Below are 20,567 nucleotides of genomic sequence, written 5' to 3' on the forward strand. Positions count from 1 at the left end.
GTCATATGTCAGATTAACTATCAGATCAAAATAAATGCTCGTATTTATCTTGAATATTTAGTGTTGGAACAGAAACAATATGATATGAAAGATCTTGAATCAGCACCTAGAGATGACCCACGTATCGAGGGGCACAGAATCTGTGTTAGCGATATTCTGTACAGTTTCTACTGGACTGATGAGACAGACCCGTTACAGCAACTGTACTACTGGGAACTGGAGATAGAGAAGGTCGAGAACGCTGTTGAGTACTATGAGAACAATCGAGACTACTACAAGCAATCTGATGACAAGGTGTACGATGTGGAGATGTTAGACGAAGCCGTGGAGGTCTGGAACGAGAACAAAGACAGATACGATTACGAGCCTGAATTTCCTTCTTAGCCTTGTCCTGACCAATCTTGGATATCGTATCCTTCGTCCTCAGCTATCACTAGGAGTTGCTTGATGTAGAACTCAAGAGCGTCAGTACGTTTCCGTAGATAGTCGTTCTCCTTCTCAAGCTCGTCGTTCCGATTCTGAAGAGATACGAGCTTGTTCTTGATGTCCTGTATCTCTTCTCGATTCTCTACTTCTGTGGGTGTCTTGAGGTCGTTCTGACGAACGTACTGGATACCGTCCGAGGATATTGTGTAGACGATTGTGTCTGGGATATCACCGTCATTTTCTCTCTCATCAACTTCGACAAGAGAGGTGGATTCCAGATTCTCGCAGACTCGACGAGCAACCCAATCACTGTAACCTAGCTCATCTTGAATCTCGGAGCGAGACCAGTACTTTTTGTGACGCCAGAAAAGGAACATCAAAGTCTCTTCCTCTTCTTCACCGAGTTCAATATCGAGATTAATTTCTACCTCATCAGAGAATCCATACTGCCAAGCATCAGACTCAGGTTCAGATCCAAAATCATCCATTTTCCAATCCATATTAAAACCGAACTCAACATCCGCCTAAAAGATTTCATCGTAGATACCGCAAAGATGCGACAATAAGTACAGTTCGTTACTATAAAATATTTAGTTTAGCGTTGCGTTAACTAAGCACAACGTCCTTGATTTCAATATCACTTTCAGTCACATTCTCACTCTCATCAGTATAATTCTGCTTCGCCATTTCAGCTAGCACAGGATTGCCATACGCTATTTCTGGATCTCCGTTTTGGATTAGTACCCAGATTGACCCAGCAAAGTCTGTATCTGCCATCATTCTGAATTACACGCTTTCTTCGCGTCAAGTTCCTGAATACAGCAAGAGTCGTCTATCCCAGTGACCTGTCTCTTACGAGCATTTATTCTTCCACCTCTGATTTGTACGCCTCCATTTCTTCTATTTTGTCAGCAGTCATCAACGTAGTTTCAAACTCTTTGATTGACTGTAGGTAGTACAGCGTCTATCCTGTATCCTTATCTTCCAATACTCTGTGAATCTCGTCTTCGTTGAACTCAGCTCCGTACTTGTGGCAGATGTACTTCGGTTCTTTCTCGGTTCGTTCTCTCCTACTGTTCCGCCCGTATTCAGGGCAGAGGTTCTCGATGTTCTTGCTGTAGCGTGACATCGTACTAACTAATTATCGCATTACCCTACTAATCTTATCAGCTATCATACAGGTAGGACAAAGAACATTTAGGTAATTAATCCGTATACTAACACGTGATGACATTTAGAACAACCATTTCGATTCAGGATGAGAAAGTTGCGGATATGTTCCGTAGAAGGCGTGATGAGCGGGATATGTCGTCTGGGGAGTATCTGCGGTTTCTGATGGAGGAAGCGACGGTCTCCCACACTCGCAACGAACTCATCGAGCAGACAGAACAGCTAAACGAACAACTCAGGCTAGTGATAAGTAAAGGTGATACAGATGAGCCGTGACTATGACACCGACGACTTCGACCGCATACGCGATTGGATAGCGGAGAATATGGAGAGCGACACACTCCGTGGAGACCTCAAACACGGGTTCTGGATTATTACCGCGGACGACCTCGTAATCACCAACGTGCGTGAGGACTACCGTATCTACACTTCTGCACGAGGTATCGGCGACCACCACACGGGCAAGGAGATTGGTGACGGTTTCGGGACAGTAGAGGAAGTGGTTGAAAAGCTCCGTAACCTTGCGGGTGGTTCACTGTGAGGTACGACGCGATGATTTGCGAGGAGTGTATGGTCAAACACCCAGTCGAAGCAGGCGACGTGGAATTCAATTACTGTCCTCTGTGTGGAAGCGAACTGTATGGGTACGTTAATTCAGGAGTGAAGATAGAGACCGAAGACCGTGACGAAGCGGGTGATGCGGAATGAAGCACGACGAGAGACCTATCCAGCTCTACGCGGTCGTGGTGGTCGTCTACTACTCGGACGACGACGAACCTGCAACAGACATCCGTTGCCTCCGTACCTCCAAGAAAAAAGCGAAGAAGGAAGCAGAGGAGTTCGAGAAGTTGTGGGAGCGGGCGGACACAGACCCTACGTTCCAATTCTGCTCCTGCGAGGTCGCGGAGCTGAACATCCATCCTCAGCAGATACGAGAAGCGGACAGGATGGATGAGGAATTGGAAGAGCTTGCACGTGGTGAGCCAAGCGAGGCTGGTGATGGCGATGAGTAGTGAAGACGCCTACACCCCTGCTGATACGCCTGCCTGCCCGTTCTGTGATTCTGACGAGACAATCCAAGTCAGACCAGATATCGCACGTTGCTCGAATCCTCCTTGCAGATGCGAGCGATTTTGGCTTGACGATTCAAACGAGGGTGGTGGTAATCCTGATCCGTTCAGAGATATAGTACAGATAATCGGATGGAATAAAGAGGTTGTAGAGGATATGGCAGAAGTTGCTTTCGGAGATTCCGCAGATGGAGCGGGGTGATGGAGGATGAACGTCTACGTGGTACTTGAGCGGAAGCAGGCTGTCAACGACGGAGAGATAGAGGACGTGTGGCAGGAGTTCACCGTGTACGAGCAGGAGGAACACGCCCGCACACACGTTGAGAACGTCGAAGCGATGTCTATGGATATCGACGTTCAGATGCTTGAGAAACCGCTTTGGTCGGACTCAGCTGATAACTCTCATATTAATTGACGAGTTCACTCATCTAATGGCGGAGTTCGAGGCTTTTGGAACGACACACATAGACCGATCCAGCAAGGTAGCCGAAAAGTTGAGTGAGTACTGCTCGCTGAATATGTTCATCGAGCCAGAAGAGAGCGAGCAAGACCAGACTTACGAATGGTGACTGAGATAGTCGACGTTAACAGCAGGTGGGACAGAGATGAATGAAACTGATGACGAGGAGTTTCAGACGCTTGTAGATTCGATAGACGAGAATACACTCCGTGGAGATTATTTTGGAGGTGGCGTATTCCTACTGTTCGACGAGACGTACACTATCGACTGTAATGGCAACGGGGAGTATCGTGTATATGGGGGTGAGGAGCAAGTATTGACTAACGCGGATTTTAGTGAGGTCAAGTCACTGCTTAAATACTGAAAAGATGTCATACAGCGATTTGCAAGAAGTTGATTTTACGCGGAAGTCGATGAATCCCCAGTCAGAACGAGCCTGCTTATATGCGTGTTGTAAACTTTAATTTGGACTCATTACTATTCAACGCAGTATGTCGGATATACGCACCAAACTCCAGTCTCGCCTGCTCTCAACGGATTTTGAGACGTGGAACAACCCGCAACGGGTGAAGTTGCTCCTCCCAGTTTTCCTTGTTATCGGGGGTGGACTGGGGATTCTTATTCAGTCGTATGGGATACTAAATCAGACCCCACTACCCGTCCTCTGGACGGTATTTGTCCTTCTCGGAGTTGCTTTTCTGGCTATCGTTGACTGACTTGGGCAGTTAGCGACTATCGGTTCAGTAGTGTGACTTACAGAAAGTCCATGTTGCTGGATATACTCAGCTCGGACTCTCCTTCACAACTTACAGGCTCAGTATACATTCCAGAGGTACACCAGTCCACCGTAGAAGACCGCACTCACAGTCGCCGTTGAGAGGGCTGAAATTAGGGTTCTGTCGGTGAACAGATACCCACATATGGAGATGACCACAAACCACAGGAGACCGTGTATAACTGGACTCTGCTGTAGGGACTGGATATTGGCGTTGGTGGAGGGCATCAGTTGTTGAGTTGGACTAGCCGAATAAAAAATTCTGCTGATATTCTCTCGTCAATTAAAATCTCTGCGGGTATAGGTATGCTCCGATAACATCTCACGATTCTATATGTACTAAATCAATATCGCGTCTTTCTTTGATCTCCTAGACTATTTGATATATGTTATGACTACAGAAGAAGAGGGGTTGTTAGAGGAGGAGCTGTTAGAGCGGAGGCTCAAATGGTTGCGAGAAGCTCAGAGAATAAATGAAGATAGACACACAGCGTTCGCTAATGACTACTTAGAGTGCTTTCACAACCATATCATACCTTCTGAGTTCTCAGCACTTTGCGATGTGGAGGACGAGGTTCTAAATGACCATATCAGGCGAATAGAACAGGATTTACAGGACGCACGTGCGAACGAGTTTAGAATAGAATAGTGATTGACGAAGTTGGTATCTTTGCCGATCTGGATATTTATTCTGTGGACTGTGGCTATGATATTTGCTCTGATGGGTGCGTTTGACTTGGATATCATCTCATCGCTAATCTTGTCACCAGTGGTTATCGTTGGTATCGCCATCTTGATTTCTGTTCTCGCTATTGGGATTACGAGTCTACTTCCAATATTAGCAGTACCACTAGTGATTGTATTCCTGTTCGTCTATGTTCCTCTATCCCTCTGAGCGTGTTCAGATTGCTCTCTAATCTATTTGAACAACTATAGGATGAATAGCATTTGCGGGGTTGCTTTGATTGGTAGTAATATCAGTCTTGTAGACCGTCTTGGTGTCTGTGGTAGCACCATCTATGAATGTCTTGAATCGCTGGAAGAGAATGAATAGTTAGAATCTGAAGAGGACGGTAGAAGGACTATACGCAGGCTCACTGAGAAGTCTGAGCTGATATTAGAGGCAGAGGGTGTCTGAGGTTTGAGAGGTGATGAGTAAGAACTACTCAAATTTGTACTTACGGGGGTATCGGGATTAGGTTATTCCACTTGAGTACCGCGATATGGACGGCGTCTAGGAGAATGAGCTTGACGAGATGGTCCAGCGGTATAATCGTGAGCTCAGAGACTTACAGGATGATGAGTTTCGACTATGAGCAGTGTCTCGAACATAATCTATGGATGATTTATTGATTAAGTGATTTTCAAACTACAAGTTCGATTTTTCAAACTCAGCCAAATTGTTTACGTATTGTATACGGTATTCATAGCGTCAGTAGCTCACCTCCGCGTCCCGCAGGAACTCGATGTCCGCGAGCGTCCCGTGGAGGTCGCGGATGTCCTCCGCGCCGGTGGTGAGCATCGCGAGCCGCTCTAAGGCGAGCCCCCACGCCATCACGTCGCAGTCGACGCCGAGGGGGCCGGTGACTTCCTCCCGGAACACGCCGGAGTTGCCGATCTCGATCTCCTCGCCCGTCTCCGGGTGTTCCCCGAACAGCTCGAAGGAGGGTTCGGTGTACGGGTTGTAGTGCGGCTTGAACCGGATGTCCGTGATCCCGAACTGCCGGTAGAACTCCTCGAAGGTGCCCATCAGGTCGCGCACCGAGAGGTCCTCGGCCATCACCCACCCCTCGATCTGGAAGAACTCCAGGAGGTGCGTCGGGTCGAGGGTGTCGTTGCGGTACACCTTCTCGACCGAGAAGTAGCGCTGCGGCGGCTCCAGCTCCGCGCCGGCAACCCCGGAGAGGTATCGCATCGACAGCGACGTGGTGTGTCCGCGGAGGGCGACCTCGCGGGCGAACTCCTCCGACCACGGCGAGTGGTAGCCGTCGCCGTCGTCGCCCCACCCGTCGCGGTGGGCCGACTCGACGCGGGCCATCAGTTCGTCCGAAATCGACTCCATGCGGTCCACGTCGAGCGCGAACCGGTCCCAGTGGGTCCGGGCAGGGTGGTCCTGCGGCATGAACAGGCAGTCGTTGATCCAGAAGTCGGCGTCGGCGTGCGGGCCCTCCATCTCTTGGAACCCCATGCCGACGAGGACGTCCTTCACGCGGTCGGCGGTCCGACGGAGGACGTGCTTGCGACCGCCGCGGGCCGTCTCCGCCTCCGCCTCGACGTTGTACGCGGCGAACTCGGCGTCCCGCCACTCGCCGCTGGCGAGGAGCTCAGGCGTGAGCGCCCCGACCGTCTCGGTCGCCTCCACGCCGGTCATCAGCGCGTCGACGCCCTCGTCTGTGAGCCGGACCGTCCGCGTGACGGACTCGCCGACCGCGATCAGCCCGCGCGAGTCGAGCCGATCGATCACGGCCTCGTCAACGTCGAGGGCGTCCCCGTCGAGACTCTCCCCGTCGGCGTCGGCCTCCGCGAGCGCCGCGAGCGCCGTCGCCTCGGCGTCGTCGGGATCGGCGTCGGGGTCGACCGAGAGCTCGCCGCCGTCGACGCTCCCGTACCCCTTCCGCGCGAAGTTCGCGAGCGCGATGTCGACCTCCGGACCGTCCAACGCCGCCTCACCGATGACTGCGCCCATCGAGACCGAGTCGGCGTCGGCCCCCGCGTCGCGGCCGGCGCGGTAGAGCCGCGTCTCGGGTAGCCCCTCGTCGACGTAGCGCCGCCCCTCGTCGGTGAGCGCGAGCGTCCGGTCGGTCACCGAGCCGACCTCGACGAGCCCCTCGTCGGCGAGGTCGAAGGCCGCGCCGGCCACCGTCTCCGGCTTCAGGTCGGTCTCCGCGGCTATCTCTGCCACCGTTCGTTCGTCCGTCGCGCTCGCGGCCTCGAGGACCGCGAGCTGTCGTTCCGGGAGTCGCATTCGAGTTGTCTCTACACGCGTGCGGCTGGTTGGTAACGGTTCCGGGACCGAGACGCGCCCGGCTCCCGGTTCAGTGACTCTGTCGCGGGCAAGGCATCATATATGATAAATTGAACGACTGATTTATGTATGATATCCGCCTCTAGGGGGTATGAGCAGCGTAACGGCCGAATCGAGCGGCTCCGGTTCGGTTCCGGAGCGGGCGCGCGTCCGTCACGGGGGCAGCGGTCCCAGTCCCAGTCTCGCCGTCGTCGAAGCGATAGCTGATCTCGCCGGCGTCGATCCGGCGGACCTCCCCGAGGAGGGCGTGGTACTGTACGAACACGTCGACCCCGACGCGCTGAACTCGCTCGTCGCCGGGCGGTCCGACGCCGACGTCTCCCTCACCGTCGCGGGTTACGACGTCCGCGTCGGCCCCGACTCCGCCGTCGCTCAGCGCTCGGGGAACTGACCCCGGCCGCCTCGGTCCCTTCACTCGTTACTCCGCGTCGGCAGCCCGCTCGCGGAGCCGCGCGACCCGATCCCCGAGCGCGGGCTGTACCTCGAACCACGTCGACCAGTCGCCGGTCTCCGGCTCGACGCCGCGGCGCTCCGCGACGCGCTCGAACGCGTCGGCGACGCGGTCGGCGCCGACCGCGTCCGCGGCGCGGGCGTCCGCCGCGTACTGGACCCGCCGACCGGCCCAGAAAGAAACGAGCCCCACGGCGACGAGCGCGGCGAACCCGGACTCGAAGGGGACGAGGGTCGTGACGACCGCGGCCAGCGCCCCAAGCACGGCGCCGACGGCGACGGCGCGGAACTCGGCGTAGTACGTCGTCACGCGGCCGGCCTCCGCCGCGAACAGCCCGACTGCGGCGTCCTCGTCGAGGTCGGTCAACACGTCTTCGGTGAGGAACAGCACCCGTCTACGGGGCGGTCCCCGGACCGACACCTCAGCGGGACCGTCGGCTGCGGCGCCGTCCCCGCCCGCGCCGTCGACGGCTTCGATCGCGACGCGCTCGACGGCGAGTCCGCCCGGTTCCGCCAGCGCCACGATCTGCGCTCGCTCCGCGTCCGTCGGTTCCCGCAGGTCGCGGAACCGGTCGGCCGCGTACAGCGGCCCCACGGCGACCGCGAGCGCGGCGACGACCGCGACGCCGACGACGAACGCGACTCCGATCATCGTCCTCGCTGAGGGCACGCCCGAGGTAAAAAGGCCCGATGTCGCGCCGGGCCCGTCGCGACGGCGGCGCCCCCCTCCGGCGTTCACTCCGGAACGCGTCGCGCGAGCGCCCGGACCGCCGCGGCGGCCTCGCTCTCGGGCGCGGCGGTCGTGACCGGCCGCTCCGTCGCCACCGAGCGGCCGACGCGGGGGTCGGCCGGGACGACCTCCGCGGGCGCCCCGAGCGCGTCACCGATCGGGTCGACCGGCGGCGGCTCGGTCACGCGGTTGACCGCGCAGCCGACCAACCCGGCGTCGAGTTCCCGGGCCAGCTCTCGCGTCCGGATCGCGTCGGCGAGCGCGAACGCGCGCGGCGAGACGACGAGGAGGCAGGCGTCCGCGACCGCGAGCGGCACGCCGGCGTCGGCGCGGCGTCCGGCGGGACAGTCGACGACGACCGTCCCGAACTCGCGCTCGACCGCGGCGACCGCCTCCGCCAACCGCGTCAGGTCGGCCGCCCGAGCGCCCGCCAGCGTCCGCCCGCACGGGACGATGTCGACCGGGCCGGGACGGAGCGCCTCCGTCGGGGCCGCCGCGCCGGCGAGCACGTCGTGGAGGTCGGGGCCGCGGCCGTCAGGCAGGTCCGCCATCCCGAGGTCCGCGTCGACGACGACGGCGTCGAGCGCGGCGGCGACGTTGTACGCGAGCGTCGTCTTCCCCACGCCGCCTTTCCCGCCCGCAACCGCGAGGATCACGCCAGCGCCTCCAGCGCCTCGACCCGGATCTCGCTCTCCTCGGCGCGGTCCGCCAGCGCCGCGGCGCGGTCGCGGACCGCCCGCAGCCGCTCGGCGTCGGCCGCGACGTGCTCGTCGAGCGCTCCGACCCCGTCGAGGCCGTCGACCTCCTCGACGACCGTCGTCGCCGCCGCGAGGTCGGCGTCGGTCAGGCGCTCCGCCCGTTCGATCCGCGCCTCGACGGCCACGAACCACGCGTCGACGCCGCCACCGGCCGCACTTCGCCGCGGTGACTCGGGCGTAGCTGACTGGTCCGGGTCGCGCTCGACTCGCGCCGCGACTCTCTCCGCGTCGCCGTCGCCCTCGGCATCCTCCCGGCCCGGCAAGTGCCCCTCCGAACCGGAGGCCCCCGCGTCGCCGCCCGCGTCCGGGGTCCCGTGGCGCCCTTCCGCTCCGTCCACGGCGGCGCGCGGCGGCCGATACGATTCGAGGTCCCGGACCGCCGCCCGTGCGAGGTCGGTCCCGCCTGCGGCCGTCTCGTGGGCCTCGTCGGCGTCCGACGACACGGGCTCGACGTTCGCGATCTCGACCGGCGGGTCGACGGGGTCGGCGAGCGCGGCGAACCCGAACGCCGCGCGCTCGCCCGGGTCGAGTACCGCGGTCACACCCGCTGCGTCCCACCCGGCTTCGGGGACGCCGCCGCGCCGCGGCGAGAGCAGCGGACCGTTCAGCCGGCTCTCCATCCGAACACGCCGCGGGACCGCCCCGTCGTTGCGCACCCGAAAACCGACGAGCGACGCGTCCCCCTCGCGGTCGACGGACCAGTCGAGTTCCATGCGCCGGGTCCCGCGGAATCGTATTTAACGCTCAGGCGAACCCGCCCCCGTCGGGTTCAGCGCCCGTCGCGCGCGCCTCGAAAGCGAACATCGGCCGTCCGAAGGAGCGACCGCGGGCTCCGCCCCGACTCCTCGATCCGCCGCGCCGCGCTGCCGCGCAGCTCGACCGGTCCGTCGAGCGCCGCGGTCCTGACGGCCGCGAGCGACGCCGCGACCGGGTCTCCGTCGTACGCGCCCGGTCCCGTCCCGGCCGCGCTCGGATCGCCGCTCGGAACGACCGCGAGCGCGCGTCGGAACTCGGGATACATCGCCTCGGCGAGTTCGCGGCGCGCTCGCACGTCGCCCCGCAGCGCCGCGACCCGCTCTTTCAGCCGCTCGATCTCTCCGGTCGCCTCGGCGACCCGCCGCCGCGCCGCCGTCAGGTCGACCGGTTCGACCTCGATCCCCGCGAGCTCCGCCTCGATGTCCGCGATCTCTCCCGCGACGGACGCGGTCCGCCCCCGCGAGCGCGCGGCCGCCGCGAGCTGTCGCCGGAGCCCGGCGTCGGCGGGGAGTCGTCCGAGAACCTCGCCCGGAGCGGGACTCCCCCTGACGGCGTCCGACCCGTCCTCGCTGTCCTCTCGGTTCGACCCCGACTGCGTCGACCTCGCCCCGGTCACAGCTCTCTGCCGCGCATCGCGTCCGGGTCCGGGTGGTCCGTCCCCGCCGCGAAGGCGGCGTACGGCGTCGACTTCGCGGACCGGTCGGCGTAGGCCGTGGCCGCCTCTCGGACCGCGTCGTCGACGGCGACGAACTCGTTGAACGGCTCGGTGCGCTCTATCTGTACGTCCCCGCCGTGCGACTCCCGCAGCCGCAGCGCGAGGAACGCCGCGTACTCCGTCTCGTCGAGCAGCGCGGCGCGACCGAACCGCCGCGCGACGACCGACTCGTGGCGACGACAGAGGTTTCGGAGGCCGGTTCTGGCGGCCGCCGAGTACGTCACGACCAGCAGCACGCCCGCCGGTGGTCGATTTTGAAATATATCCGTTCCGGACCGGAACGTTTCAGTCGGCGTCAGTGACGCCGGATCGATTCAGCGTCCGCGGGGCCGGGGTCAGTAACTAGAACCGCTCGACGTCGAACGCGGGCTCCTCCCCGCCGTCCGGTGCGTCGTCGACCCCGCTGGCCGCGAGGACGCGCTCGCGCGCGGCCGGTTCAGAGGGCGCGACGACACGGTGCCGTCGACCGGGTCGTCCCCCACCGCGCGGAACACGTCGCCCTCACCGTCGAACTCGGTCGCGTACGTCCGGAGCACGGCCGCGACGCGACGCTCGGTGGCCGCGAGGTCGGCGTCGCCGTCCTCGAACTCGCGGAGCGCGTCCTCGACGTTCCGTATCGCGGAGATCCGGTCCATCTACGTCGTCCGGAGGTGGCCCTGCTTGGGCTCGTACACTTCGCCCTTCGTGCGGAGCTTCTCGATCTCTCCCTCCGCCTTTCCTTGGTCCATCCCGATCTCGCCCGCGCGGTCGAGCACCTCCTCGACGGGCGCGCCCTCCTGATACTCCTCTTCGATGTCGGCGATAAGCCCCTTGATGTTCTTGATGCGGTCGCGCTGGCTCTTCGACGTGCCCGTCTCGACCACGTCGGCGTCGAACTGGCCCGTCTCCGGGTCGACGCCGATGTCCTTGAGACAGGACTCGACGATGTCCGTCGCGCGGTCCGCGTCCTCGCGCTCGACGGTGTCCGAGAGCCGTACCCGCGCGCTCGCCTCGGAGAGCCGCACCATCGCCTCCAGCTTCCGGGCGGTGACCGGCACGGGCGCGTCCTCGTCGGCGCCCTTCGAGCGCAGGTCGACGTAGAACTCCTCTATCACCTCCTTCGCCTCCTCCGTCATCGTCGGGAAGCAGGACCGCTTCGCGTGGGCGATGTACTTGCGGAGGAGTTCGGAGTCGATCTCCGGCGCGACCTCCTCGGTCACCTCCGCCACCTGTTCGGAGGTGAACTCCGAGCTCGCCAGCTCCTCGCGCTGGGTGTTGAGCTCGCCGGCGTAGTTCGTCTTGATGATGTGTTTCGCCAGCCGGGAGTCGTGCTCCGGGTCCGGGCTGTCCGTCACGGTGAAGATGAGGTCGAACCGCGAGATCAGCGCCGGCTCCAAGTCGATCTGCTCGCCGATCGGCTCGTACTGGTCGAACCGGCCGTACTTGGGGTTCGCGGCGCCGAGCAGGGAACACCGCGCCTTCAGCGTCGCGTTGATCCCCGCCTTCGAGACGGAGATCTTCTGCTGTTCGAGCCCCTCGTGCATCGCGGAGCGGTCCGAGGAGTTGTGGACGACGAGCCCGTTCGCGACGAAGTTGTGCGTCTCCTCGACGGTCAGGTCGTACACCCGGGGTCGCTCGCCGTCCTCGATCCGCGCCAGTATCGACCGCAGTTCCGCCTTCACGGCGTTTACCTCCTCCACGACCGCCTCACGCACGTCGTCGAGCCGGTCGGTCTCGACGGCGCCGGACAGCCAGCGGGAGACGGTCGCCTGCGTCACGTCGAGCCTCGACGCCACGTCCGACTGACCGACGCCGTACGCGTCCAGCGCCGCCGACAGCTCCGATCGCGTCTCGCCGACCGGACCGCGGTCGAGCAGGTCGCGAGCGCGCTCTTCGGCCGTCTCGACCGGTCCCTCGATGACGTCTGCGAGCCGCTGTCGGAGCACCTCGCCGCGGTGTTCGGTCGACTCCGGCGGAACGGTTTCGACCGACTCGACCCGACGCCACTTCACGTCGCCGCGGACGAACTCGCGGAGGTCGTCGAGGTCGGTCTCCCCGACTCCGGTGAGAATCTCTCGGAGCCGCTCGGTCACCGTCCGGCGGACCTCGTCGCGTTCGCCCCATTCGCGGGAAATCTGCTGTTGGGACAGCGCCGTCCCTTCGGCAAGCTCGGACTGCGAGACGTGGTATCGGTGCCGAAGCTCCGAGAGCGTCTCCCACGCCGCCGTCGCGTCGAGCGCGTCCACGTCTTCGGTCGCGCGTTCGCGCCGATCCTCGAACGCCGAGAGTATCCGGTCGGCGCGGTGGAGCGAGACGTTCGCAGTCCCGCTCTCGAAGTCGTGGTACGTGACCGCGTCGAGCCCGCACTCGCGCTGGTGAAGCCGGAGCGACTCGCGAGACCGCGCGAGCGCGTCGCCGACCTCCGGGACCACGTCGAGGATCGTTCGGCCGCCGTCGGCCGAATCGACGACGCGGTCGAGGGCTTCGGCCTTCCGGGTGGCCGTGAATCCGACGAAGCGCCGGAACGCCGCGAGCGAATCCGCGTCGGTCACCGTGAGGTAGTACACGTCGCGACCGCCGTCTCGCTCGCGGTACTGGAGCTGGCTCGACACGCCGAACCCTAAGAGGAGGTTCCGCGTGCCGCGGAGCAGGTCCCGACTCGCCGACGCTATCCGAACGTTTCCGGCCGACTCGTCGACGTGGCCTTCGCTGTCGGCGAGCGCCCGGACGAACGCGGCCTTCGCCGCGCGGCTTCCGGTCGAAACGGGAGTCGGGAAGCACTTCTCGTCGTACCGGCCGAGGTTCATCCCCGCGTTGAGGACGGCGTCGGCGTGTTCCTTCCCGGTGACGCGGACCGTCTCGACGCCGCCGTCGCGCCGTTCGCTCGGCGGGCGGACCGGCTCCGCGTCGAACGCCTCGCGCGCCGCGCGTTCAAAGTCGTCTAAGAGGTCGTCGTCCGTGTTGGTGAACCGAACGCCGTAGACGCCCTCGTCGCGGTCGTAGTAGACGTTCCCGTCGCCGGAGAGGTATCCGAGGACGCTCGCCATCGCGGCGTCGACGCTCTCCCCGTCGCCGGGCTCGGCCGCTGGCCCATTTCCACCGCTCGCAGCCACCGCTCCGCCGTCCGCCGCCTTCGTCGGAATCTCGCGAGGGACGTACACCCAGTCGCCCCCGTCGAGGGCGGCCGCCTCGCGCTCGACACGCTCCCCGTCGTCGAGGACGAAGAACGGGTGGTCGGCGGTCGCAGTCAGCGACTCGCCGGTCTCCGTCGTCACTCGGGTCAGCTCCGACGGCGCGTCGTACTCGTGGACCGCGGAGACGGACCGTTCGACGAGGTTCCCGTCCTCGTCCATCGACCAGACGTCGAGGTCGACGTCGCGGATATGGCGTCCGTTCGAGAGTTCCTCGACATCTCCGTCTTCGGCGGCCTCCCGCGCTAGTTCGTCGATGCGCTCGACGCGGCCGTCCGCGAGCGAGACCAGCGCGTCGCCCGTGACGCAGTCCATTTTGTCGAGCTCGTCAACTGCCGCAATTCCCTTGTCCGCGAGGACGAGAGCGCCGGCTTCGAGCGACCACTGCTGGCCGTCGCCGAAGTCGTCTCTCACGGCTGCAGCTGTAAGGCCGGCCGCCGACGATCCCTTCCCAGAGGTGTAGACGGACCGCGGTGCGATGTTCTCGACGTACGAAATCATCTGGGAGTTGTGAGAGACGACCCCGTTCGAGACGTAGTTGTGCGTTCTCTCCACTTCGAGATCGTAGACCCAGTCTTCATCGGATTCGACCCGTTCGATGGACTCGATCGAGTCCCCTCGGACTTCCTCTACGACCGAGGTGTTCTGACTACCAGACACGGCGATACCGCCATCTGTGGCAGCGCGCGATGCGACGGCCACACGGTCACCGACGTCGAGTTCATCCGCACGCCGCGGAACGTGTCCGGCACCAGTCTGAACGAACAGCGGATGCGACGGCGTCACCTCCAGTTCCATGCCGGAGGCAGTCTCGACACGATACATTGTCTCGGGAGCCTCCCGCTTCCAGACTTTCGTCGCTCGCGCGGATCCGATCGTTCCGTCCGACTGTAGCGAGGGTACTTCGAAATCGACCTCGTCGAAGACGCCGTCGTCGATCGGTTTCGGATCATCGAGATTGTCCTCGACGAGATCGCCTATCGGAACTTCTCGTCCATCAGCAAGTGTCACATTGGTATCAAATTTAAGACACTTACCCGTGCCGGGGTCACCGATCAGGAGCATGTGCAGGTCGCCCCGAATCCGCGACCCGTCGGGGAGATGCTTCGTCACGCCGGAGAACAGCTGGAGGATCATCGCGAGCTTCTCCTCTTCATACCCGTAGATGGCGGGCGCGATCGAACCCACCATCGCCTCGTAGATGTCGTCGCGCTCGGAGAGCTCGATGATGTCGCGTTTGTCCGCCTCGGTGATGTCCATGTCCTCGAACTCCTCGTCCTCGATGGCGATGGAGACGCCGTCCATGTACAGGTCGAAGATGGCGGACTTCTCGTTGCCCTGTTCGACCTGCTCGATGTGGAGGATACCGACGCAGGTAACGTGGTCGCCGGGGCTCACTTTCCCGGTGATGTCGTCGACGATGTCGACGTCCAGCGACTGGGGCGTCTCGCCGCCGCGGAGCCCCTCGGGCGACTCTTGGATACGGAGCTTCTGTGAGTCGACGAACTCGGACTGATCGAAGTTGACGCGGAACGGGCCCTGTCGCTCGCAGCCCTGGCACTCGTGGGGCTCTTGGAAGCCACCGTCGGACTGCGGGATGTACGTCATGGTGCCGCAGCGCTGGCACTCGAAGGCGGCCTCCGTCACCTTCGGGCGTACGTCGGTGGCCTTACGAACGATCCCTTGAATCGAGACGAGCTTCCCGATATGGTCGTCGTGGACGCGGATACCGCGGATGTCGACGCTATCGGGGAGGTCCTCGATGCGGACATGCGCGCGGCCGAGGCTGACGTCGGCGGGGAGGTCATAGAGCCGTAGCGCCTCCTCGGCGTACTCGCGCATCTGTTCCGGCTTGTTCAGGAAGTCCTCGGCGAGGTCGCGGTCGAACTGAAAGAGGTCGTCGTAGGAGACGTACAGCGAGCGCTGCTCGTTGGGGTACCGTTGGGCGAGCTGTCCGATCTCCTCCCGGTAGTAGTTGCGATAGAACTGAATGAACCGCTCCGTGAGGTCCTGGGTGCCGGCCTGAGCCATTGCGACACCTCTTCGTCACCATCACGTATCAACCTCCGGTTCGGGGCGGACGTGGTCGCCTCGGGTGCGGCGTCCGGCGTCGTCGCGCCGGCCGACTCGGCGGCGACCGCGCCCCAACCGACCGAACTACGCCCGCCCGACGAAGGTCGCGTCGGCGGAGGTGCGCCCCTCGTTGAACGAGAGGACCTTCGCGCGGATCACGTCGCCGGGTTCGAGCCCGCTCGGGATGTCCTCGGTGAAGAGGACGAATCCCTCCACCTTGCCGACGGCGACCTCGTTCCCCGAGTGGTGGTCGGTGAGTTCGGTGACGCCGAACTCGTACGTCTCGCCGATCTCGACCGGCGGTTCGCGTTCCTGGGCCGCCTCGTGAGCGCGTTTCGACTCGCGCGCCTCCGTCGACGGGCCGCGGAGCCGACGGGCGACCGCGAACAGCGCGAACAGCGCGACCGCGACGCCCGCACCGACGACGAGCGGCGACGAGGGGATCATACCCGTGCGGTCGACCGCGGTCGCCTAAACGGTGTGGGTCCGCGGCGACGCTTCGGCGCTCGGCGACCTCGACATCTCGCCGCTCGCGCGGCCCGAGTCCCGCCGCGCCCGCATGAGAAACGCCTTTGCCCTCGAAGCCCCCCTCTCGATCCGATGCGACACAGCCGCGGTTCCCGACGACTCGCGCACGGGTGTGGTGTGCCGTGAAGGTCGCGGACGCGGTGCCGGAGTTCGCGGAGGCCTTCGGGTTCGACGAGTTCAACCGGATGCAGCGGGAGGCGCTGCCGGGGATCTTGGAGACCGACCACAACGTGGTCGCGTCGGCGCCGACCGCCTCCGGGAAGACGGCGCTCGCGGAGCTCGCCATCTGTAAGACGCTCGCCGCGGGCGGGACCGCGCTCTTCGTCGCGCCGCTGCGGGCGCTCACGAACGAGAAGGAGAGCGAGTGGGAGCGCTTCGAGGATCTCGGCTACTCCGTGTACGTCGTCTCCGGCGAGCGCGAGTTGAACCCCCGCCGCGCCGAGCGCGCGGACGTGCTGGTGACGACGCCGGAGAAGGCCGACAGCGCGACGCGGAAACACGACTCGGCGCGGTACTCCTTTATCACCGACGTGGACTGCGTCGTCATCGACGAGGTCCACCTGCTCGACTCCGAGAAGCGCGGCGCGGTGCTCGAAGTCACCGTCTCGCGGCTCCGCCGGCTCCAAGACCCCCGCGTGGTCGCGCTCTCGGCGACGATGCCGAACATCGGCGACGTGGCGGAGTGGCTCGACGCGCCCGCGGAGACGACGTACGCTTTCGGCGACGAGTACCGTCCCGTCGACCTCGAGACCGGCGTGAAGACGTACTCGCACGGCTCGAACGCGTTCGCGGACAAGTACCGCCGGCTCTACCGCGCGCTCGACCTCGCCGAGCCGCACGTCCGCGAGGACGGACAGACGCTCGTGTTCGTCTCCTCGCGGCAGGACACCGTCCAAGCCGCGAAAAAGGCGCGCGACGAGATCACCGAACGCGACATCCCGATCGACTCGCGCGACGACTACGACTTCCACAACGAGGCGAAAGAGCTCACCAACGACACGCTCCGCCAGTCGGTCACCGACGGCGTCGGGTTCCACCACGCCGGCCTCGGGAAGGACGACCGCGACCGAGTCGAGGAGTGGTTCAAACAGGGGAAGATCAAGTTCCTCTTCTCGACGTCGACGCTCGCGTGGGGCGTGAACCTCCCCGCTCGCTGCGTCGTCATCCGTGACACGAAGTACCACGACCCGCTGGAGGGGGAGACGGACATCTCGCCGCTGGACGTGCTCCAGATGCTCGGGCGCGCCGGTCGGCCGGAGTACGACGACGTCGGGTACGGCTGGGTGGTCTGCGACCGCGCCGACGCGGACAAGTACCGGAAACTGCTGCGCGAGGGGAAGGCGATCGAGTCGCGGCTCGCCGCCGACCTCGAGTCGCACCTCAACGCCGAGATCGCGATGGGGACGATCCGCGGGCTCGAAGACGTGATGGCGTGGTTGGAGACGACGTTCTACTACGTTCGCGCGCAGTCGAAGCCCGACCAGTACGACTTCTCGACGCTCCGCGACCGGGTGCGGAACACCCTCGAATCGCTCGTCGACGACGGCTTCGTCGCGGCCGACGACGACCTCGCGATCGAGCCGACCGCCCTCGGTCGGCTGGCCTCGAAGTACTACCTCCGGCTCGACACCGCCCGCCGGTTCCGGCGCCTCGCCGAGCGCGAGACGCTGACTGCCGACGCCGTGTTAGAGACCGTCGCGTCGGCGGGCGAGTTCGACTCCGTCTCCGCGCGCTCGGCCGAGGCCGACGCGGTCGACCGCATCCTCGACGGCCGCGACACCGACCTGGAGGACGGTCACCGCAAGGTGTTCGCCATCCTGCTGGCGGGGATGGCCGACTCGATCCCCTCCGACCTCCGCTCCGACGCGTGGGTGATCCGGCAGAACGCGCTCCGCCTGCTCGCCGCGCTCGCGGAGTTCCTCGACCGGTTCGCGGGCCCGCGCGCCGCCAACCTCGCCCGTCGCGTGGAGGCGCGCGTCGAACACGGCGTCTCCCGCGAGGCGGTCGCGCTCACGGCGATCGAGGGGGTCGGCTCCGGCCGCGCGGAGCGCCTCGCGGACGCCGGGCTCACCTCGCCGGCCGACGTCGTCGACGCCGGTCCGGCGGAACTGGCGAACGCCGGGATGAGCGACTCCGTGGCGGAGCGGATCGTCGACGCCGCCCGCGACTGCCCCCGGATCGACGTCGACTGGGGTGAGTTCCCCGACGGCATCGCGGTCGGCGAGAACGAGATGTGCGAGGTCGCCGTCGCGGCCGTCTCGGGGAGCGCCCGCGCGGGGATCCGCGTCACCGTCAACGACGTGGAGATGACCGCGACGACGACGTACCTCGACGGGGAGACGACGGTCCCGGTCGGCGTGTTCGGCCCGCCGGACGCCGACGAACTGGAGTTCGTCGTCGAGGTCGTCTTCCCGGACCTCCCGCTGTTGCCCGTCACGGCGACGCGGACGGTCCGGGTGGCGTAGGCGCGCCGGCGTCCGAATCCGATCTTGCGATCCGTCGGTATCCGCTTATCAACGAGCGGCCGGGACGTTCGAGCGATCTGCCGTCTCGTCGCGTCACCCGTTCTCACCGCCACCCGCCCGGCATCTCTCTTAAACTCCCGGAACGACCGCTTAACACCCATTCCGCGGCCACCCGCCCTATGCCGGAACGACTCCGCGTGCTCGCAGGCGACTGTCAGGTGACCGACCGCGGCGACCGCACCCGAACCCATCGGGGCCGCGTCGTGGTACTGATCAAACCCGACGACACGACGCTCGTCCACGACGCTGACGGCTACCAGCCCGTCGCGTGGCTCACCCGCCCCGAGAGCGTCGTCGTCGAGGGTGACGGCGACGGGTTCACTGTCACCGCTCGCGACGGATCGCGGCGGCTCCGCGTCGTCGCCGAGGAGGCGACAGCCAGCCGGGCGCTCCCCGTCACGGAGGCGGGCGTCCCGGTCGGCACCTGCCCCGACGACGGCGGCCCGCTCGTGCGGTCGCGCGGCGACGTGGCGTGTCTCGACTGCGAGGCGCGCTGGGGGCTCCCGGCGGGCGCGAGCGTCACGGACGCGACCTGCGACGACTGCGGGCTCCCGAAGATCCGCGTCGAGCGCGGCGAGCCGTTCCACCTCTGTCTCGACCCCGCGTGCGACCCGATGGAGGCGGCCGTCAGCGACCGGTTCGACGGCGCTTGGGAGTGCCCGGACTGCGAGGGGGACCTCCGGGTCCGCTCCGCGCCGGGTCGCGTTTACCTCGGCTGCGAGCGCTATCCCGACTGCGACACCACCTTCTCGTTCCCCGCGGGGGTCGCCGTCGACGAGTGCGACTGCGGGCTCCCCGTCTTCGAGACGGCGGCCGGACTGGGTTGTCTTGACGGGACCTGCGAGGTCGACGGCCGCGCGACGGGCGAAAAGCCGGAGGTCACGGGGAAAGGAGACGGCTAACAGCGCTCCGCCCGGCGGGGTGGCTTACTCGGCGAGCTGCTGGCGGCCCGGTGCGATGAGGCGGTCGAGGTACTCGGCGAGCGCGCCCTTCGCGTCCGCGGGGTGGAGTTCGCCCGACTCCAAGTCGGCTTCGAGGGCGTCGTAGGCGTCGTACTCCAGGTCTCCGCCGTACTCCTCCGGGCGCTCGACGGTGACCGCGTCGAACCGCGGGAAGACGTGGTACTCGAACACCTGGAGGACGGGGTTCTCGCGCTCCGCGCCGTCGTCGGTCGGCTCCGGATCTGCCGTCGGCGGGCAGTAGGCGTCGTTCACCTTCGACTCGATGTCCTCGCGGGAGTCCTCCATCGAGATGGTGACGCCCTCGCTGGAGGACATCTTGCCGCGGCCGGTCGCGAGGTCGGCGATCAGCGGCGTGTGGAGGCTCGTTGGCGGCTCGCGGTCAATGCTCGGCAGCACGTCGCGCGCGAGCATGTGGACCTTCCGCTGCTCCATCCCGCCGACCGCGACGTCGACGCCGAGGTACGGGATGTCGAGCGCCTGCATCAGCGGGTAGACGGCCTGCGACACCTTCACCGAGTCGCCCGAGCTGATCTCGGCCATCGCCCGCTCGGCCCGCGCGAGGGTGGTCTCGAGCTCCAGGGCGTGGAGGTCGAGCGTGTAGTCGTCGTCGAGCTGGAAGTCCGAGCCGAGCACGAACTGCGTGTTCGACTCGTCGAGCCCGTAGGCGATGAACTGGTCGCGCATCCGCTCGGCGGTGTGGCGGATCTCCTCGAACGACCCCTTGTCGTTGAGGTAGGCGTGTACGTCCGCGAGGAGGACCGTAACCTCGAAGCCCGCCTCCTGGAGGTCGATGAGCTTGTTCGCGGTGAGCATGTGACCGATGTGGAGCACGCCCGAGGGCTCGTAGCCGACGTACGCCCGCTTTCCTTCGGGGTCGTCGGCCAGCGCCTCGATCTCCGACTCGGTGACCACCTCGGCCGCGTTCCGGGTGATCAGCTCGTGAGCGTCCATACCTCCGAGTGTGCGTTCCCGGA

At 64.1% G+C, this 20,567-nt stretch carries 26 protein-coding genes and 1 pseudogene; 13 read left to right on the forward strand and 14 right to left on the reverse strand.

The annotated features are described in order from the left end of the window. Positions 1–84 precede the first annotated feature (84 nt). Positions 85–384, forward strand: coding sequence for a hypothetical protein (locus Z052_RS02910; RefSeq protein ID WP_099288796.1), 300 nt, complete (start codon positions 85–87; stop codon positions 382–384). On the opposite strand, the gene Z052_RS02915 is transcribed toward Z052_RS02910, so the two are convergent. From Z052_RS02915 to Z052_RS20120, 3 genes are all read right to left on the reverse strand, one after another. Continuing rightward, on the reverse strand, positions 381–926 hold the full coding sequence (locus Z052_RS02915; RefSeq protein WP_099288797.1) for a hypothetical protein: 546 nt from the start codon (positions 924–926) through the stop codon (positions 381–383). The genes Z052_RS02910 and Z052_RS02915 overlap by 4 nt on opposite strands. Before the next feature lie 106 nt (positions 927–1,032). Beyond that, the gene (locus tag Z052_RS20115) at positions 1,033–1,203 is read right to left on the reverse strand and encodes a hypothetical protein (protein ID WP_158228662.1); all 171 of its coding nucleotides are present in this window, start codon (positions 1,201–1,203) and stop codon (positions 1,033–1,035) included. Positions 1,204–1,390: 187 nt separating this feature from the next. Further along, on the reverse strand, positions 1,391–1,555 hold the full coding sequence (locus Z052_RS20120) for a hypothetical protein (RefSeq protein WP_158228663.1): 165 nt from the start codon (positions 1,553–1,555) through the stop codon (positions 1,391–1,393). Positions 1,556–1,653: 98 nt separating this feature from the next. Here Z052_RS20120 and Z052_RS02920 point away from each other — a divergent pair, with 98 nt between their 5' ends. The 8 genes from Z052_RS02920 to Z052_RS02940 are packed head-to-tail and all read left to right on the forward strand — an operon-like array spanning position 1,654 to position 3,490. Then, a complete protein-coding gene (locus Z052_RS02920; RefSeq protein WP_144049994.1) occupies positions 1,654–1,872 on the forward strand; it encodes a hypothetical protein in 219 nt (72 codons plus the stop codon). Continuing rightward, positions 1,862–2,137, forward strand: a complete 276-nt coding sequence (locus Z052_RS02925; RefSeq protein ID WP_099288799.1) for a hypothetical protein — start codon at positions 1,862–1,864, stop codon at positions 2,135–2,137. Before Z052_RS02920 ends, Z052_RS02925 begins: the two co-directional genes overlap by 11 nt. Next, complete coding sequence (locus Z052_RS20125; protein ID WP_158228664.1) at positions 2,134–2,304, forward strand: hypothetical protein; 171 nt, start codon at positions 2,134–2,136, stop codon at positions 2,302–2,304. The genes Z052_RS02925 and Z052_RS20125 overlap by 4 nt, the downstream gene beginning before the upstream one ends. Beyond that, on the forward strand, positions 2,301–2,609 hold the full coding sequence (locus Z052_RS02930; protein ID WP_099288800.1) for a hypothetical protein: 309 nt from the start codon (positions 2,301–2,303) through the stop codon (positions 2,607–2,609). Before Z052_RS20125 ends, Z052_RS02930 begins: the two co-directional genes overlap by 4 nt. Beyond that, the gene (locus tag Z052_RS19680) at positions 2,602–2,868 is read left to right on the forward strand and encodes a hypothetical protein (protein ID WP_144049995.1); all 267 of its coding nucleotides are present in this window, start codon (positions 2,602–2,604) and stop codon (positions 2,866–2,868) included. Before Z052_RS02930 ends, Z052_RS19680 begins: the two co-directional genes overlap by 8 nt. Positions 2,869–2,874: 6 nt before the next feature. Then, positions 2,875–3,081 carry a hypothetical protein gene (locus Z052_RS02935; protein ID WP_099288801.1) on the forward strand — a complete coding sequence of 69 codons (207 nt, stop codon included), beginning with the start codon at positions 2,875–2,877 and terminating at the stop codon, positions 3,079–3,081. Between the two features lie 16 nt (positions 3,082–3,097). Then, a complete protein-coding gene (locus Z052_RS20130) occupies positions 3,098–3,235 on the forward strand; it encodes a hypothetical protein (RefSeq protein WP_158228665.1) in 138 nt (45 codons plus the stop codon). Between the two features lie 36 nt (positions 3,236–3,271). After that, positions 3,272–3,490 carry a hypothetical protein gene (locus Z052_RS02940; protein WP_099288802.1) on the forward strand — a complete coding sequence of 73 codons (219 nt, stop codon included), beginning with the start codon at positions 3,272–3,274 and terminating at the stop codon, positions 3,488–3,490. 450 nt (positions 3,491–3,940) lie between these two features. On the opposite strand, the gene Z052_RS02950 is transcribed toward Z052_RS02940, so the two are convergent. Continuing rightward, entirely contained in the window at positions 3,941–4,129 is a 189-nt protein-coding gene (locus tag Z052_RS02950; protein ID WP_099288804.1) for a hypothetical protein, read from the reverse strand. 163 nt (positions 4,130–4,292) lie between these two features. On the opposite strand from Z052_RS02950, the gene Z052_RS02955 reads away from it, so the two are divergent. Next, complete coding sequence (locus tag Z052_RS02955) at positions 4,293–4,550, forward strand: hypothetical protein (protein ID WP_099288805.1); 258 nt, start codon at positions 4,293–4,295, stop codon at positions 4,548–4,550. A gap of 783 nt (positions 4,551–5,333) precedes the next feature. Here the strand turns inward: Z052_RS02955 and Z052_RS02965 are convergent. Then, entirely contained in the window at positions 5,334–6,866 is a 1,533-nt protein-coding gene (locus Z052_RS02965) for a phenylalanine--tRNA ligase subunit alpha (protein ID WP_049932768.1), read from the reverse strand. 151 nt (positions 6,867–7,017) lie between these two features. Here Z052_RS02965 and Z052_RS02970 point away from each other — a divergent pair, with 151 nt between their 5' ends. Then, positions 7,018–7,317 (forward strand): HalOD1 output domain-containing protein, encoded by a 300-nt coding sequence (locus Z052_RS02970; protein ID WP_049932767.1) that lies wholly within the window; start codon positions 7,018–7,020, stop codon positions 7,315–7,317. A gap of 27 nt (positions 7,318–7,344) precedes the next feature. Here the strand turns inward: Z052_RS02970 and Z052_RS02975 are convergent, their stop codons facing one another. From Z052_RS02975 to Z052_RS03010, 8 genes and pseudogenes are all read right to left on the reverse strand, one after another. Beyond that, positions 7,345–8,028, reverse strand: coding sequence for a peptidase (locus tag Z052_RS02975; RefSeq protein WP_094520354.1), 684 nt, complete (start codon positions 8,026–8,028; stop codon positions 7,345–7,347). 83 nt (positions 8,029–8,111) lie between these two features. Then, complete coding sequence (locus Z052_RS02980) at positions 8,112–8,762, reverse strand: chromosome partitioning protein ParA (RefSeq protein ID WP_049932764.1); 651 nt, start codon at positions 8,760–8,762, stop codon at positions 8,112–8,114. Beyond that, positions 8,759–9,577: a hypothetical protein gene (locus Z052_RS02985; RefSeq protein WP_094520353.1), complete on the reverse strand. Its 819-nt coding sequence runs from the start codon at positions 9,575–9,577 to the stop codon at positions 8,759–8,761. The genes Z052_RS02980 and Z052_RS02985 overlap by 4 nt, the downstream gene beginning before the upstream one ends. 56 nt (positions 9,578–9,633) lie before the next feature. Beyond that, complete coding sequence (locus Z052_RS02990) at positions 9,634–10,236, reverse strand: hypothetical protein (RefSeq protein WP_099288807.1); 603 nt, start codon at positions 10,234–10,236, stop codon at positions 9,634–9,636. Then, the gene (locus tag Z052_RS02995) at positions 10,233–10,571 is read right to left on the reverse strand and encodes a hypothetical protein (protein WP_099288808.1); all 339 of its coding nucleotides are present in this window, start codon (positions 10,569–10,571) and stop codon (positions 10,233–10,235) included. The genes Z052_RS02990 and Z052_RS02995 overlap by 4 nt, the downstream gene beginning before the upstream one ends. A 106-nt stretch (positions 10,572–10,677) precedes the next feature. Beyond that, positions 10,678–10,970, reverse strand: a pseudogene (locus tag Z052_RS03000) (hypothetical protein). After that, the gene (locus tag Z052_RS03005; RefSeq protein ID WP_099288809.1) at positions 10,971–15,536 is read right to left on the reverse strand and encodes an LAGLIDADG family homing endonuclease; all 4,566 of its coding nucleotides are present in this window, start codon (positions 15,534–15,536) and stop codon (positions 10,971–10,973) included. It abuts the pseudogene before it with no gap. A 126-nt stretch (positions 15,537–15,662) separates the two neighbouring features. Further along, a complete protein-coding gene (locus Z052_RS03010; RefSeq protein WP_049932746.1) occupies positions 15,663–16,025 on the reverse strand; it encodes a TRAM domain-containing protein in 363 nt (120 codons plus the stop codon). Positions 16,026–16,228: 203 nt separating this feature from the next. Here Z052_RS03010 and Z052_RS03015 point away from each other — a divergent pair, with 203 nt between their 5' ends. Next, a complete protein-coding gene (locus tag Z052_RS03015; RefSeq protein ID WP_094579663.1) occupies positions 16,229–18,571 on the forward strand; it encodes a DEAD/DEAH box helicase in 2,343 nt (780 codons plus the stop codon). A gap of 179 nt (positions 18,572–18,750) precedes the next feature. Then, positions 18,751–19,533 carry a topoisomerase DNA-binding C4 zinc finger domain-containing protein gene (locus Z052_RS03020; RefSeq protein WP_176450642.1) on the forward strand — a complete coding sequence of 261 codons (783 nt, stop codon included), beginning with the start codon at positions 18,751–18,753 and terminating at the stop codon, positions 19,531–19,533. A gap of 24 nt (positions 19,534–19,557) precedes the next feature. Here the strand turns inward: Z052_RS03020 and Z052_RS03025 are convergent, their stop codons facing one another. Further along, the gene (locus Z052_RS03025) at positions 19,558–20,544 is read right to left on the reverse strand and encodes a tyrosine--tRNA ligase (RefSeq protein ID WP_049932743.1); all 987 of its coding nucleotides are present in this window, start codon (positions 20,542–20,544) and stop codon (positions 19,558–19,560) included. Between the last annotated feature and the right edge of the window lie 23 nt (positions 20,545–20,567).

Source organism: Halorubrum sp. C191 (assembly GCF_002727095.1).
GTDB classification, from domain to species: Archaea; Halobacteriota; Halobacteria; order Halobacteriales; family Haloferacaceae; genus Halorubrum; species Halorubrum ezzemoulense.